This window comes from Cryobacterium sp. TMT1-2-1, assembly GCF_004403955.1.
GTDB lineage: Bacteria > Actinomycetota > Actinomycetes > Actinomycetales > Microbacteriaceae > Cryobacterium > Cryobacterium psychrotolerans.
In genome coordinates this window covers 91,082-106,341 of record NZ_SOHC01000066.1, presented here as the reverse complement: position 1 = coordinate 106,341, position 15,260 = coordinate 91,082, and the positions used below count along the sequence as shown (strand labels likewise).

Annotated in this window: 10 protein-coding genes; 4 read left to right on the top strand and 6 right to left on the bottom strand. The window is 70.7% G+C overall.

Annotated features, from left to right (window positions below; genetic code table 11):
- Window positions 1-118 precede the first annotated feature (118 nt).
- Window positions 119-1,657, bottom strand: coding sequence for an aminopeptidase P family protein (locus tag E3T33_RS12450; protein ID WP_092324108.1), 1,539 nt, complete (start codon window positions 1,655-1,657; stop codon window positions 119-121).
- A 198-nt stretch (window positions 1,658-1,855) separates the two neighbouring features.
- Entirely contained in the window at window positions 1,856-2,917 is a 1,062-nt protein-coding gene (locus E3T33_RS12445; protein WP_134575430.1) for an endonuclease/exonuclease/phosphatase family protein, read from the bottom strand.
- A 78-nt stretch (window positions 2,918-2,995) separates the two neighbouring features.
- On the opposite strand from E3T33_RS12445, the gene E3T33_RS12440 reads away from it, so the two are divergent.
- Window positions 2,996-3,865, top strand: a complete 870-nt coding sequence (locus E3T33_RS12440) for a PHP domain-containing protein (protein WP_134575429.1) — start codon at window positions 2,996-2,998, stop codon at window positions 3,863-3,865.
- Window positions 3,866-4,238: 373 nt separating this feature from the next.
- Here the strand turns inward: E3T33_RS12440 and E3T33_RS12435 are convergent, their stop codons facing one another.
- Window positions 4,239-5,780: a DEAD/DEAH box helicase gene (locus E3T33_RS12435; protein WP_092324112.1), complete on the bottom strand. Its 1,542-nt coding sequence runs from the start codon at window positions 5,778-5,780 to the stop codon at window positions 4,239-4,241.
- Window positions 5,781-5,952: 172 nt separating this feature from the next.
- On the opposite strand from E3T33_RS12435, the gene E3T33_RS12430 reads away from it, so the two are divergent.
- On the top strand, window positions 5,953-6,669 hold the full coding sequence (locus E3T33_RS12430; protein ID WP_092324114.1) for a ferritin-like fold-containing protein: 717 nt from the start codon (window positions 5,953-5,955) through the stop codon (window positions 6,667-6,669).
- A 58-nt stretch (window positions 6,670-6,727) separates the two neighbouring features.
- Here the strand turns inward: E3T33_RS12430 and E3T33_RS12425 are convergent, their stop codons facing one another.
- Together E3T33_RS12425 and E3T33_RS12420 are read right to left on the bottom strand one after the other, a co-directional pair.
- A complete protein-coding gene (locus E3T33_RS12425) occupies window positions 6,728-7,036 on the bottom strand; it encodes a hypothetical protein (protein WP_092324115.1) in 309 nt (102 codons plus the stop codon).
- Window positions 7,037-7,044: 8 nt separating this feature from the next.
- Entirely contained in the window at window positions 7,045-7,269 is a 225-nt protein-coding gene (locus E3T33_RS12420) for a DUF3107 domain-containing protein (protein ID WP_092324117.1), read from the bottom strand.
- A gap of 98 nt (window positions 7,270-7,367) precedes the next feature.
- On the opposite strand from E3T33_RS12420, the gene E3T33_RS12415 reads away from it, so the two are divergent.
- Window positions 7,368-10,616 (top strand): ATP-dependent DNA helicase, encoded by a 3,249-nt coding sequence (locus E3T33_RS12415; protein ID WP_092324118.1) that lies wholly within the window; start codon window positions 7,368-7,370, stop codon window positions 10,614-10,616.
- On the top strand, window positions 10,613-14,056 hold the full coding sequence (locus E3T33_RS12410; RefSeq protein ID WP_134575427.1) for an ATP-dependent DNA helicase: 3,444 nt from the start codon (window positions 10,613-10,615) through the stop codon (window positions 14,054-14,056). The genes E3T33_RS12415 and E3T33_RS12410 overlap by 4 nt, the downstream gene beginning before the upstream one ends.
- Here the strand turns inward: E3T33_RS12410 and E3T33_RS12405 are convergent.
- Window positions 13,957-15,210, bottom strand: a complete 1,254-nt coding sequence (locus E3T33_RS12405) for a phosphotransferase (protein WP_092324121.1) — start codon at window positions 15,208-15,210, stop codon at window positions 13,957-13,959. The two genes, E3T33_RS12410 and E3T33_RS12405, sit on opposite strands and share 100 nt — an antisense overlap.
- Window positions 15,211-15,260 lie beyond the last annotated feature (50 nt).

Sequence of the window (15,260 nt, the reverse complement as noted above, 5' to 3'; positions counted from 1 at the left end):
CGATCCGAGCCCACTGGTGATCGGTCAGCAAAGCAGTACGAGACATCCCTCCACCCTCCCAAACGAATCACGATTCGATTAGGAGACACGCCCTAGGACGCACGACTAGGACGCGCGACTAGGACGTGAGGGTGGCGATCCAGGTCTCGACGTCGGCGGCGGTGCGCGGGATCGCGGCGGAAAGGTTCTCCGCACCGTCCGCGGTCACGACGATGTCGTCTTCGATCCGCACGCCGATGCCGCGGTACTCGGCGGGAACGGTGAGATCGTCCGACTGGAAATACAGGCCTGGCTCGATGGTGAACACCATGCCGGCTTCGATCACGCCGTCCATGTACATCTCGCGCCGCGCCTGCGCGCAGTCGTGCACGTCGAGACCGAGGTGGTGGCTCGTGCCGTGCACCATGTAGCGGCGGTGGTGGCCGTTCTCGGGCTGCAGCGCCTCCTCGGCAGTGACCGGGAGCATGCCCCACTCGGCGGTGCGGCGGGCGATGACGGCCATTGCGGCGGCGTGCACTTCTCGGAACACGATGCCGGGGCGGACGACGGCGAAGGCGGCATCCGCTGCCTCGAGCACGGCGTCGTAGACGCGGCGCTGCACCTCGCTGAAGCTGCCGTTGACCGGCAGGGTGCGGGTGATGTCTGCGGTGTAGTAGCTGTCGAGTTCGACGCCGGCGTCGAGCAGGATCATGTCGCCCGGCACGACGGGGCCGTCGTTGCGGGTCCAGTGCAGGATACAGGCGTGCGGGCCGGAGGCCGCGATCGTGTCGTAGCCGACCGCGTTGCCGTCGACCCGGGCGCGCGTGTTGAACACGCCTTCCACGAGGCGCTCGCCGCGCTGGTGCGTGCTCGACCGGGGCAGGTCACTGATGACGTCGTCGAAGCCGCGCCCGGTGGCCGCGACGGCGAGGCGCATCTGCTCGATCTCGTACGAGTCCTTGACGAGGCGCAGCTCCGACAGGTCGCGGGCGAGCTGCTTGTCCGGGTCGTGCTCGGCGTTGACCTCGAGGCTGAACGGCGAGTCGGAGGCGTTCATGCTGAGCACCTTGTCGGCGGCGAACCGGAGGCGGGCCTCGTCTACTTCTTCGGTGAATTCGGGATCCGCGCCGCGTACGACGAGGGTCTCGCTGTCGACGGACCGGAGCACGGACTCGAGCTCGGCGATGCCGCGCACGGCCAGGCCGAGGTCGGCCGAAACCTGCTCGATCGACGGCCGCGGGCCGATCCAGAACTCGCCGATCTCGGCGTTGGCATAGAACTCGTCGGAGTCGCGACCCGCAGCCTCGCGGAAGTACAGGGTCGCCTCGTGGCCGGCGGCGGTCGGCTCGAGCACGAGCACGGCGCCGGGCTCGGCGTCGGCGCCCCAGCCGGTGAGGTGCGCGAAGGCCGAGTGGGCACGGAAGGCGTAGTCGGTGTCGTTCGAGCGCTGCTTGAGACGACCGGCGGGGACGACCAGGCGCTGTCCCGGGTACAGCGCGGACAGGCGTGCGCGGCGGGCCGCGGCAAACGGAGCCTGCTCCCGGGCCGTGGGGACCGCGTCAGTGCGGTCCGCCCACTGGCTGGAGATATATGACTTGAAGACGTCCGAATTCGGTGTGGTGGAGCGGTTCTCGTTCGAACGGGGGACGGGGGTGATCACAGTGTCGGTAGAGGCCATTGCGCCATTCTCCCACTGCTCGTCGCGCATCCGCTGAGCGCGGGCCCGTCCTCGGCTCGTGCCTCCGCTCGTTCCTCTCGCCGAACTGTGAGTTTGGCACCTTCGTGGCCGTCGGGAAGGTGCCAAACTCACAGTTCGGCGGCATAGGAGGCGGCGGCGGCGCGGCGGCGGCGGCGGCGCGGCGCGGGGACGCGCGGGTCAGGGGGCGAGGGAGAGGGTGGCGACGATCGGACGGTGGTCGCTGCCGGAGGCGTCCCGCGAGCCGATCACGCTCATGCTGTCGACCTGCCAGTTCGGGGTCGTGAGCACGTGGTCGATGGGGCTCCCCAGCAGCTTCGGCGCTGAGGCCGGCCAGGTGCCGACGGCCGCAGATCCGGCCGACAACGCGGCATCCCGGCAGTCGCCCAAAACGGCCGAGTCGACCGGAGCCCTACCGGCCATGTGGTCGATCGTCGCGTTGAAATCCCCGGCCATGATGATGTCGTCGCCGGTGCACTGGGTGGCCAGCCAGTCCAGGTCGGAGCGCCAGTTCGACATTTCGAACTGGATCGGCGAGACGGCGTGCACGGCGATCACCGTCGGTCCCTTCCCGTCGGTCGGGGCGGCGACGACGGTCGGCAGCACGTTGGTGTTGCCCGGCGGGCCGGAGCCCGCGGCGCTGGTCACCTCGTAGTCGCCGAGTTCCGGGCTGATCAGCAGCGTCGTCGATCGCGCCTTCGAGACGAGGTCGAAGGCGACGGTGTGCACCCACATCGGCCGCCCGCTGACGCGCATCGCCTCGGCGATGGCCACACCGGTCTTCTCGGTCGTCTCGGGCAGGGTGAGGATGTCGGCATCCTGCTCGAGGGCCAGCTTCGCGATCTCCTCGGCCCCGGGCGCGTCCCCGAGGGTGTTCCAGCTGAGCACGGTGACGCGCTGGGCCGTGCCTGCCTCCTCGGCCGGAGACCCGGTCTCGGCCGCGGCCGGCACCGCGGCATCCGGTCCGATGCCCCGCGAAGCCACAATGGCGAGGTTCGCAACGCCGAACACGAGGAGGGCCGCCACGAGCAGCCCGGCCAGGGCGCGCAGGGGGCGGAAGAGCATGATCAGCAGCAGTACGACCACGAGCGCGGCCGCGCCGACGAGCATGAGGCCGCGCAGCGACACCGCGTGGGCGATGATCCAGGTGTTCTGCAGCCCGAAGAATTGCGGCCAGCTGAGGATCAGCAGGGCGACGGAGGCCCCGATGACAATCAGGGCGCTGAGGAATCGGGTAGGCATGGCCTGTTCAGGCTAGGCGAGATTGCTGGAAGTCGGCTCAGCCACGCCCCGGCCGTCCCGCCCAACTAGCATGGGGACATGGCAGGCGAGCGGCGTTTCAGGGGTCCCATCGACCTGCACACCCACTCCAGCGTCTCGGACGGCACGGAGTCCCCGTCCCAGTTGATCCGGGCGGCCGCGGCGGCCGGCCTCGGCACGGTCGCGCTGACCGACCACGACTCGACCGCCGGCTGGCCCGAGGCCGCTCGGATGGCCGGCGAAGTGGGCATCACGCTCATCCGCGGCATGGAGTTCAGCACCCGCGAGCGCTTCACCAGCGTGCACCTGCTGGCTTACCTGTTCGACCCGTCGGATGCCGGAATCGTTGCGGAGACGGCACGGATCCGCGCGGCGCGACTCACCCGGGCCGAGCAGATGGTGGAACGGATCGGGGCCGACTACGAGCTGACCTGGGACGATGTCCTCGCGCAGACGACGGAGGGCGCCACGGTCGGCCGACCGCACATCGCCGACGCGCTGGTCGCGCGCGGCCTGGTCCTCACTCGCAGCGAGGCCTTCGCCGGCATCCTGCACTGGGAGGCCGGGTACTACCAGCCGCACTACGCTCCCGATCCGCTCTTCGCGATTCGCCTGGTTCGGGCGGCCGGCGGAGTACCGGTGCTCGCGCATCCGGCGACGCGCGGGTTGGCGCACATGCTTCCGGAGAAGCGGCTCGCGGAAATGGTCGAGGCGGGGCTGTTCGGACTCGAGCTGGAGCACCGGGAAAACGAGCCGGCTGCCAAGGCGCGCCTGTACGAGCTGGCGGCCAAGTACGGACTGGCCGTGACCGGGTCGAGCGACTACCACGGCACCGGCAAGCCGAACCGGCTGGGCGAGAACACGACGTCGTCCGAGGTGCTCGAGCAGATCATCGAGCAGGGAACGGGCACCCCGCCGATCTACGGCTGACGCGGTCGCCCGGCCGCGCGCGTCACCATCCGTTGAGATGCGGAGAAAGTACCTTCGTTGGCGCTGGGAAGGTACTTTGTCCGCGACTCAGTTTCGTTGCGCTGGCGGATGCGCGAGTGCTGCTGCACTCTGCCTGCTGCCCGCTGCCTGCTGCCTTCAGTGTCGTCAGCCCGCGCGCAATGGGTCGCGAGGTGTCTCAGGGTTGAGATGCGGAGAAAGTACCTTCGTTGGCGCTGGGAAGGTACTTTGTCCGCGACTCAGTTGCGCGGCGGGTGCGGGTGCGGGTGCGGGTGCGGAGAAACCACCCTCCCTGGCGCCGGGAGGGTGGTTTCTCGCAACTCAGTTGCGGCTGGGTGAGGGAGAGACGGCCGGTCTAGACCGCGCCGGTGCTGCCGGCCTGCGGCGAGCGGCGACGGCTGCGGCTGCGGCGGCGGGGAGCGCTGTTGCCGTCGTGGTGCTCGGCGCCTCCGCCATCGTGGGTGCCGGCCGCCGGCGTGGCCGCGGGGGCATCCGGGTTGGTGCTGCTGCTGACCCTGGTGCGGGTGCGGGGCGGACGGCCGCCGGCCACGTCGCCGGAGCGCCCGTGGTCTGAACGGCCTGAGTCGGAACGGCCCGAGTCGGAACGGCCCGCACCGGCGGAGCGACCGGCGCCACCGGAGCGGCCCGCGCCACCGGAGCGGCCGGAGTCCGAGCGACCCCCAGCGGCGCCGGCGACGACCTCCTTGATCGGGGTGGCCCGCAGGCGGCCCTTGGAGCCGACCGGGATGTTCAGGTCGGTGAAGAGGTGCGGCGAGGACGAGTACGTCTCCATCGGCACGGGGGTGCCGAAGTCGAGCGCCTTGTTGATGAGCGTCCACTTGTGCATGTCGTCCCAGTCGACGAAGGTCACGGCGATGCCGGTCTTGCCGGCGCGGCCGGTGCGGCCGACACGGTGCAGGTACGCCTTGTCGTCTTCGGGGATGGTGTGGTTGATCACGTGGGTGACGTCTTCGACGTCGATGCCGCGGGCGGCGACATCCGTGGCAATCAGGATGTCCTTCTTGCCGGCCTTGAACGAGGCCATGGCGCGTTCGCGCTGTTCCTGGTTCAGGTCGCCGTGCACGGCGGTGGCGTTGAAGCCGCGGTCGCCGAGCTCCTCGACGAGCTTCGCGGCGGCGCGCTTGGTGCGGGTGAAGATGACGGTCTTCCCGCGGCCGTCGGCCATCAGGATGCGGCCGATCACCTCGTCCTTGTCCATGTTGTGCGCGCGGTAGACCAGGTGCTCGATGTTGGCCTGCATCAGGCCTTCGTCGGGGTCGGTGGCGCGGATGTGGATGGGCCGGTTCATGAAGCGGCGCGCGAGGGCGACGATCGGGCCGGGCATCGTGGCCGAGAACAGCATGGTGTGGCGGGTGGCCGGGGTCTGGGCGAAGAGCTTCTCGATGTCGGCGAGGAAGCCGAGGTCGAGCATCTTGTCGGCCTCGTCGAGCACCATTTCCTGCACGTTGGCGAGGCTCAGCAGGCGCTGGCTGGCGAGGTCGAGCAGGCGTCCGGGGGTTCCGACGACGATCTGCGCGCCGGCCTTGAGGGCCTCGATCTGGCCTTCATAGGCCTTGCCGCCGTAAATGGAGACGATCGTGGTGTCGCGGTTCTTCGCGGCGAGCTCGAGGTCTTCGGAGACCTGCACGCACAGCTCGCGGGTCGGCACGACGACGAGCGCCTGCACTCCGGGCGCCGGGCTCCGGCCGAGGCGCTGGATGAGGGGGAGGCCGAAGCCGAAGGTCTTGCCGGTGCCGGTCTTGGCCTGGCCGATGATGTCCTGGCCGCTGAGGGCGAGGGGGATGGTCTGCACCTGGATGGGGAACGGTTCCAGGATGCCCTTGTCGGCGAGAGCCTGAACCATGTCCTGATCGATATTGAGTTCGGAGAAAGTCACGAATGTATGCCTGTCATTAGCTTGAAGCGGGATGCGCCCGTCTTTTGCTTCAGGCGCACTGCCACCGATCCATGCCGATGGCGTGAGTCCAGCTTACCGGGCGGCCGCTGGGAACCGGCCTTGACGGGGCTCCGGCGCTGCGCGGCGCGTCGAGCTGTCCTAAGCTGAGCCCGTGATCTCGTGGTTTGGTAAGCGTCCGAAGCGGTCGGAGACACCCCGGCTGAGCGCCCGCAGGGTGAAGCAGTCGACGACGAAAGTCGACATCAGCGACCTCACGCCGCGGGTGATGCCCTACCTCGGCCAGGCCGCCTACTTCGAGCTTGCCGTGTTCGAGAGCCTCGCCTCCGCGGTCGCAACCGCGCCGGACCTGGCAGCGAGGGAGGGCCTGAGCGCCGCAGCGGGCCGCGCGCTCTCCAAGCACCACGGCCTGATCAACGAGATCCGCCGGCGCGGAGGCGAGCCCGCCGTGGAGATGGGCCCGTTCGCGCCCGCGCTCGACCTCTACCGACAGAAGACCACCGGCGCCGACTGGCCCGAGGTGCTGCTCAGCTGCTATCTCACCGGCGGACTGCTCGACGACTTCTTCATCCGGCTGGCCGACGGATTGCCCGGCGACGTCGGCCCTCGGATCGCGCACCTGCTCGGCGAGGATGCCGGCACCGAGGTGCTCGTGCACGAGCTCAAGGCTGCGATCAATGCTGATCCGACCCTGGCCTCACGCCTGGCCATGTGGGGTCGACGGCTCGTGGGGGACACCCTGCTGGTCGCTCGGTCGGCGATGGCGTTGTCGTCCGCATCGGGCACCGAAGAGTCCCGGATCGAGCCGGTCTTCACCGAACTCATCGCGGCGCACACCCGCCGGATGGACGGGCTGGGACTCACGGCCTGACCCGCCGGTCGAAAGCCTGACGCGCCGACCGAATGCCTGACGCGCCGCCCGGAATAACTCAGGCGGTGTGCGCAGCCTCGGCCGTCGTAAGGCGCTGCTGCATTTCCCGGTCGGCGTGTTCGCGCCGTCGGTGCAGCACGATGTCCACCGCGACCGAGGCCGTGGCCGACAGGCCGAGGGTGACCCACCAGATCCAGCCACCGTCCCAGTTCCAGCCGAGCCAGGTCAGGGCGACCCAGACGACGGATGCGACAATCGTTCCGACCGCGGGCACCAGCACGGCCCCGTGGAAGTCACGACCGGGCAGAAGGTACCGTGCGGCCAGCCCGAGAATGGCCCCGCCGAGGGCCACGAACAGGAGTTCCACGGCTGCTGCTAGGCGACGAAGCCGACGCGGCGCGAGGTCTCAGAGCCCAACTCGACATAGGCGAGGCCGATCGTGGGAATGATGTAGACCTTTCCCTTGTCGTCGGAGAGCTTCAGGTAGCCGGTGGACCCGGCGAGAGCCTTGGTCACCGTTTCCTCGATCTCGGCCGCCGGCTGCGATGTCTCGAAACCGATCTCACGGGGAGAGTTGAAGATGCCAATACGGATATCCACCAGATGCGCCTTTCGTAGCCTGTCCGCCCAGAGTACGACAGAACGCCCGGCCGCCCCGCCACCGTTCACTGTCGGCGGAACCCGCTAGCTTTGAATTCGTGACCACCCCAGGATTCGAGCGCCGTACCGACCCCGATCCCTCGGCCGACGCCCACCACCTGGACGACACCCAGCGGGCCGTCCTCGACATCGCCGACGGGGCATCCGCCGCCGTGATCGGGGCCCCCGGAACCGGCAAGACGACCGCGCTGGTCGAGCTCGTCGCGGACCGCGTGCTCCGGCGCGGGTACTCGCCGAGCGAGGTGCTCGTGCTGGTTCCGACGCGCTCCGGCGCCACCTCGCTCCGCGATCGCCTGGCCCTGCGGCTCGGCGTGCCCACGAACGGCCCGCTCGCCAGGACCGCCAACTCGCTCGCCTTCCAGATCGTGCGGGACGCCGAGGCGCGCGCCGGTGGCACGGCCCCTACCCTCCTCACCGGCGGTGAGCAGGACCAGATCATCGCCGAACTGCTCGCCGGCCACCTCTTCGACGGCACCGGCCCGAACTGGCCCGACCCGCTCGGGCCGGAGGTCAGGCGGTTGCGCGGCTTCCGCACCGAACTGCGCGATCTGATGATGCGCGCCGTGGAATACGGCGTGACCCCGGCGCGGCTGGCCGCCCTCGGCCACGGCGCCGATCGGCCGGAATGGGTGGCGGCTGCGGAGTTCATCCGCGGCTATGAAGAGGTGAAAGACCAGACCCGGCCGGGGCAATACGACTCCACCGAACTCGCCCAGTACGCGGCGGCGGTCGTGCGGGGCGTCCCTCGGGTCAACGCGCGAACCGGGGCACCCGGGGCGCTCGGCGCCCTGGACGGGCTGCGCCTGATTGTGCTCGACGACGCGCAGGAGACCACGCAGGGCACGCTCGCGCTGCTGGCCGAGTTCGCCGCGCGCGGTGTCGCCGTCGTCGCGTTCGGCGACCCCGACATCAGCACCGGCTCCTTCCGCGGCGCCCACCCGGATGCCCTCGGCCGGCTCGGCGCGTACCTCGGCCTCGGCACGGTCCAGACCCTCACCCTCGGCCACGTGCACCGTCACGGCGCTGCCCTTCGGGCGGTCGTGCACGAGATCACCGGACGGATCGGAGCCGCGGCCGCGGGAACCCAGCGCTCCGTGCTGCTCAGTCCGGCAGCGCCTCACCCGCAGCCGCAGCCGCACCCGCTTCCGGCCCCGCCCGCGCCGGCCGTGCAGTCCGCCATCGCCGCCAGCCCGGCCGAGCAGCTGGCGGTGATCGCCCGCCGGCTGAGGGAGCGCCACGTGATCGGTGGCGTCCCGTGGGGGCAGATGGCCGTGATCGTGCGCACCGGCTCGCTCGTCCCTGCGCTCTCCAAGGGACTGGCCGCGCTCGAGGTCCCCACCCAGGTTGCGACGGCGCAGACCGCCCTCCGCGACGAACCCGCGGTCAGGGCGTTCATCCTCGCCCTCGAGGTGACGCTCGGCCGTCGGCCCCTCGATGCGGATGCGGCGGCCGACCTCCTCCGCGGACCGCTCGGCGGCCTCGACCCGATCACCCTGCGGCGGCTGCGGGCGGCGCTCCGCCAGCAGGCGCTGGGGTCCGACGACGAACGCCCCGACAACGAGCGCAGCCCCGACCACCTGCTCGTCGAGGCGCTCACCGTGCCCGGCGCGCTCGCGCTGATCGACAACCGCACCGCCCGCAAGACCGCCGCTTTCGGCGAGAGCCTGCGCACGGCCGCCGCCGAGTATCGTTCCGGCTCGACCATCGAAGAACTCCTCTGGGGCCTGTGGCAGCGCAGCCGCCTGGCCGACACCTGGTTCGACCAGTCGGCCGGCACCGGGATCGTCGCCGATGAGGCCAACCGCAACCTCGACGCTGTTGTGGCCCTCTTCGCCGCGGCCCAACGGTTCGTGGAGCGCACGCCGGCTGCCCCGCCGGTGCTGTTCCTCGAACACCTCGTCGACACCGACGTGCCGGAAGACACGCTGGCGCCCCGGGCCCTCGGCGACGCGGTCGTCGTATCCACTCCCAGCGCGACCATCGGCCGGGAATTCGAGGTGGTCGTGCTCGCCGGCCTCCAGGAGAACGTCTGGCCCGACCTGCGCATCCGCGGTTCCCTGCTGGGAGCCGGCGAGCTGCCCGCCGCGGCCGGCCACCAGAACCCCGACCCTGACCCCCGCCGGGCGGTGCTGCACGACGAGCTGCGCATGTTCGCCCAGGCCGCGTCCCGGGCCAGGGGAGAGCTGCTCCTGACCGCGGTCGACGACGAAGACCACCAGCCGTCCGCGTTCGCCACCCGGCTGCTCGAGCGGCTTCTCCCCGACCCGAAGACGGAGGCCGACGCGCTCAGCCGGTACCCGCTGTCCCTGCGCGGCATGGTCGGCCGGTTGCGGAGCGAGCTGACCGGCACGCTGCGCCGAGCGGCGAACCCCGACGAGCTGACCAGCCGACGGGCGCAGGATGCCGCGGCGACCCTGGCCCGCCTCGCCCGGGAATCGGTCGCCGGCGCCGACCCGCTCGAGTGGTACGGCATCCGGGAGCAGAGCACATCCCGCCCGCTCAACGACCCGGATGCCGGCGACGGTCCGGTGCGCGTCTCCCCGTCGAAGATGTCCGCCGTCGAGACCTGCCCGCTGCACTGGATGATCGGCCAGGTCGGCGGCGGAGGCGGCAGCACGGCAGCCAACCTCGGCACGATCATCCACAAGGTCATGGAGGACGCCACCGACATCAGCCCGGAGTCGCTGTGGAACGACGTCGAGGCCCGGTGGGGGGAACTGGTCTTCGACGCCGACTGGCAGTCGCGGCTGCAGAAGCTCGAGGCCCGCACCCTCGTCGACCGGCTCGCCGCCTACCTCCGCGACGCCGGGCGGGCCGGAACCACGCTGCTCAGCGCGGAGGGCCGGTTCACCCTCGAGGTCGGCGGGGCGGTGCTGTCCGGCACGGTCGACCGGGTCGAGCAGCTCAGCGACGGACGAGCCGTCATCGTCGACCTGAAGACCGGAAAGGGCGACCCCATCGCCGACGCCGGGGTGGCCGAGCATCCCCAGCTCGGCGCCTACCAGCTCGCCTTCCATGACGGCGCGATCGCCGGCATCCCGCCCGGCACCGAGCTGGCCGGCGCCCGGCTGCTCATCGTGTCCTCCGGCACACAGAAGCAGAACTACCGCAATCCCACCCAGCAGGCCTTCACCCCGGAGCAGATCGAGACGTTCCGCACCCGAGTCGGCGACGACGCGAAGGTCATGGGCGGCGCCGTCTTCCTCGCCGAGATCGCCAACCACTGCCTCGACCCCTGGTCCTTCGGGTCCTGCCGCATCCACGTCATCAAGCAGGTCAGCTCATGAATCCCACCATCCCGCCCTCCGTCTCGGCCGTGCAGATCGCCGAGGCGCTGGCGAAGCCGACGCCGACCCCCGAACAGCAGGCCGTCATCCAGGCGCCCCTCGTGCCCACCCTCGTCGTCGCCGGCGCCGGCAGCGGCAAGACTGAGACCATGGCCAACCGGGTGCTCTGGCTGCTCGCCAACGGGCATGCCACCCCCGACCAGATCCTCGGCCTCACCTTCACCCGCAAGGCGGCGGGGGAGCTGGCCGAACGCATCAACCTGCGCATCGCGCAGCTCGACAAGGTTGGCCTGATGCCCCGGCCCGCCGGCATCGTCGGCGACGGTGTTTCCCGCGACTCCTCCGACCTGTTCGACACGCCCACGGTGTCGACGTACAACTCCTTCGCCAGCCGCCTGTTCAGCGACAACGCCCTCCTGCTCGGCCGGGAGCCGGAATCGGTGCTGCTCTCGGAGACCTCCGCGTGGCTGCTGGCCCGGCGCACGGTGATCGAGCACGGCGACGACCGGCTCGTGCCGTTCGGCAAGAACCTCGACACGGTGACGGATGCCGTGCTGCGGCTCAGCCGGGCGCTCGCCGAGAATCCCGCGCCGTTCGTCCCTGGCGAGCCGGCCGGGTCGCACGACCTCGCCGGGCTGGCCGCCGGCTTCGACTACCTGCCGGACCTCCCGTACGGGTCCGCGGCCAAGAAGAAGCCCTACGACTCGGTGACCGGCTCGCTCGCGGCGGTCGCCCCGCTGCCGGTGCTGGCCGAACTGGCCGACCGCTACCAGCTCGAGAAGCGGCGCCTCGGCCTGATCGAGTTCTCCGACCAGGTCGCCCTCGCCCTGCAGGTGTGCCGGAAGGTGGCCGGCGTCGGGGTCCGCGCCCGCGACCAGCACCGCATCGTGCTGCTCGACGAATACCAGGACACCTCCGTGCTGCAAACAGAGCTGCTGCACACGCTCTTCGCCGACCATCCGGTCATGGCCGTCGGCGACCCCCACCAGTCGATCTACGGCTGGCGCGGCGCCAGTTCGGCGAACCTGCTCGGCTTCCGCGCCGACTTCAACCGTGGCGACGGTGCCGACCGTGCCGACCGTGGCGACGGTGCCGACCGTGCCGACCGTGCCGACGCCGGGCCGGGCAGCCGCCCGTCCATGTCCCTCTCCTACACCTGGCGCAACCCGGCCTCCGTCCTCGACGCCGCGAACACCCTGGTGGCGCCGCTCAGCGAGGCGCTCCGGGCCAGGCCCGGCGGCATCCAGGTGGAAACCCTCAAGGTGCCCGGCGGCAAGGAGGCCGGACGGGTCGAAGGCCTCATGCTCGAGACCATGGCCGAGGAGGCCGACCACGTCGCCCGGTGGTTCGCCGCCCGGCTCGACGGCGGATCGCGCTCGGGCGCCATGCTGTTCCGGGCCAGGCGCGACATGGAGTTCTTCGCCGAGGTGCTGCGCGCGAACGGCGTCAAGGCGCACGTGCTCGGACTCGGCGGCCTGCTCTCGACCCCGGAGGTCGCCGACGTGGTGAGCGTGCTCCGCGTGGCGCACGACCCCTCGGCGGGCAGCGAACTGGTGCGTTTGCTCAGCGGTGGCCGCTGGCGCATCGGCCCGCGCGACCTCCAGGCGCTCGCCGGGGTCGCGTCCTGGCTCGCTTCCCACGACTGGGCGCAGAAGGCGGTCAGCGACGAGCTGAAGGCGAAGATCCGCGCATCCGTCGCCGGCGACGACGTGAGTTCCCTCGTCGATGCCCTCGATTTCGTTGCGACCGCCTCCGAAACGCACGGCCAGCTCGCCGGTTTCAGCGAGGAAGGCCGTGGTCGCCTGCGCGAGGCCGGCCGGCAACTGGCCTGGTTCCGCTCCCGGGCCGGGCTGCCGCTGCTCGATTTCGTGCGGCTGATCGAACAGGAGACGCTGCTCGACGTCGAGCTGGTGGCCAACGAGTCGCACGGCCGCGGGCTGGCGAACCTGTACGCCTTCCACGACACCGTGACCGCCTTCCTCGACAGCGACGAGCAGGGCACCCTGGGCAGCTTCCTGCGCTGGCTGGCGCGCGCCGAACGGCAGGATGACCTGGGCCCCCGCGGCGAGGCGTCCGAGCCGGGCACCGTGCAGCTACTCACCGTGCACGGCGCCAAGGGGCTCGAATGGGACTTCGTCGCCATCCCCAACCTCACCGAGAACAGCCTGCCGGCCAAGGCGAAAGAGGGGGCCGGCTGGCTCCGCTTCGGCGAGCTGCCCTATCCGATGCGCGGCGACAGGGCAGAGCTGCCGGAATTGCTCCACTCCGGCCACGAAACCCAGAAGTCCTTCGACACCGAGTTCGCCCGGTACAAGGCCGAGCTCGGCGACCGGCACGCCGCCGAGGAACGGCGCCTCATCTACGTTGCGACGACGAGGGCCCAGCGGGAGCTGCTGCTCACGGGCTCCTTCTGGGGCGGCGGCTTGACCATCCGGAAGCCCAGCCGCTTCCTCGTCGAGCTCTCCGACGCCGGGCTCATCGAGCCCGTCGCCGCGGACAGCGCGGACTCCGAGAAGCCCGAGGCGGCCGGCGTTGGCCGGGAGTCGTGGCCCTTCGACCCGCTGGGCACCCGCCGACCGTTCGTTGAGGCGGCGGCCGACCTCGTGCGCGGCGCCAGGGACTCGGGCCAGGACCGCCCCACGATCTGGTCGCGCGACGTCACCCTCCTGCTCGAGGAACGGGCGCTGCGGCAGGCGGGGGCCGGTGTCATGGCGCTCCCCACGCGCATCCCGGCGTCTCGGTTCAAGGACTACCTCGACGACCCCGCCGCCGTTGCCGCCGGGCTGCGCCGGCCCATGCCGGAGAAGCCCTACCGCGCGACCCGCCTGGGCACCCTGTTCCACTCGTGGGTGGAACGCCGGGCCGGCGGGGTCGGCTCCGGCGACCTGGTCGATGCGGGCCCGCAGGAACTCGACCTGGATTTCGACCTGGATTCGGGCCTCGATGGCGCCGGAGACGGCGACCTCGACAGCGCCACCGGATCCGTTAACGATGCGGCGCTGGCCGAAGAGCAGCAATTCGAGCGGTTCAAGGCCACCTTCGAGCGGTCCCAATGGGCCGGGCGGAAGCCCGAAGAGGTGGAACTCGAGATCCACCACGTCATGTGCGGCCAGGTGTTCATCTGCAAGCTCGATGCCGTCTACCGCACCGAGACCGGCTACCAGGTCGTCGACTGGAAGACCGGCAAGGCTCCCCGGAACGCCGCCGACCTCGAACTCAAGCAGACCCAGCTCGCCCTCTACCGCCTCGCCTACGCGCGCTGGAAGGGGATCGACCCGGAACTGGTCGACGCCGTCTTCTACTTCGTCGCCGACGACACCATCGTGGTGCCGCACAGGCTCTACTCCGAGGAGGACCTCGTGTTGGCCTGGTCGTCGGTCGTGGCGCCGATGTCGACGGGTCCCGTCGCCGCCTCCGAGTCGTGGAAGAGGCGCGGCTGATCGATCGCGCCCGTATCGGCCGAGTCGTTCCGGCCGGAATTGTCCCGGGCGCCGTTGTCTCGGGCGCCGCGGTCGGATTCGCCGTCGTCGAACTCGCTCTTCCGGAACTCCGACAGGTCGTAGGCGTCGGTCTGCATGGCCGATCCGTTGCCCGGGCGGGGCTCGCCCCGCGGCGTCGACCGCAGCATCGATTCGACCGCTGACAGGTCCAGGACCGGGGCGGTGGCCGGGGACAGCGGATGCATCGTCTGGCTGTGCACGTTTTCGACCAGCCCGTCGAGCATCGCCACGGCATCGTCAACGATGGCCTGGTTGCGGGTCGCGGTGCCGTGCAGCAGCCACCGCGCCAGTTCCATCTCCGCGTACAGCATCGCCCTCTGGGTGATCCGCGAGTCGCTGCCCTGCCGGGCGGTGGAGTAGGCGCTCATCGCGGCCTCCGCTTCCCTGCCTCGCGCGGCCAGAAGCCAGTGCAGGTCGCGAGCGGGATCGCCGACGCTGAGTCCGGCCCAGCCCAGGATGCCGGACACGGCATCGTCGGTGATCAGGAAGGATTCGGCCGACAGGGAGCCGTGGATCACGGTCGGCGGGAACTGCCAGAGCGCCTCATCGTCCGTGGCCTGTTCCCACCGGCGCAGGATGGCGGCCGGGAGGTAGCCCGTGTCCGAGGCACGGTCAATCACGTCGATGGCGGCGGCCCGACACTCCGCTGCGGTCTGTTGCGGCAGGCCCGCGGTGCCGACGAACGCGGTCGGCAGGCCATGGATCGCCGCGATCGCGCGGCCGATCGAGCCCGACACCCCGGCATGCCCGGTCAGGGCATCCGCGTCGAAGGTGTCACCGGCGAGCAGTTCGTAGACGACCGCGCGGGTTCCGCCGGCCGGCGCCTGGCCGACGAACTGGGGCACGTCGAAGGGGAGGCGGCTGCGGTTGCCGATGGTCAGCGCGCGCAGGGCGACGAGATCGGCCGACTGCTCGGTTTCGGCCGCCTGGGACCTGGGAACGCGGATGATCAGCCGGCGGCCGTCACGGCCGACGAGCAGTGCGGAATCGAAGCGACCGTGCGAGCGAAGACTGTGCGCGCGGGCCTGGGCGACGTCGAGTTCCGCAACAGCGGAGGTGGCCAACGCGGCTAGAGTGAGGGGGGATCTGGCCATGCCTTCTAGGTTAGGTCGACTTCCGTCCGGCGTCACCGATCGCCACGCCT

Excerpts from the sequence above, each read along its gene's own strand:
- E3T33_RS12450 (WP_092324108.1), bottom strand. The coding sequence starts at position 1,657 with ATGGCCTCTACCGACACTGTGATCACCCCCGTCCCCCGTTCGAACGAG.
- E3T33_RS12445 (WP_134575430.1), bottom strand. The coding sequence starts at position 2,917 with ATGCCTACCCGATTCCTCAGCGCCCTGATTGTCATCGGGGCCTCCGTC.
- E3T33_RS12440 (WP_134575429.1), top strand. The coding sequence starts at position 2,996 with ATGGCAGGCGAGCGGCGTTTCAGGGGTCCCATCGACCTGCACACCCAC.
- E3T33_RS12410 (WP_134575427.1), top strand. The coding sequence starts at position 10,613 with ATGAATCCCACCATCCCGCCCTCCGTCTCGGCCGTGCAGATCGCCGAG.
- E3T33_RS12405 (WP_092324121.1), bottom strand. The coding sequence starts at position 15,210 with ATGGCCAGATCCCCCCTCACTCTAGCCGCGTTGGCCACCTCCGCTGTT.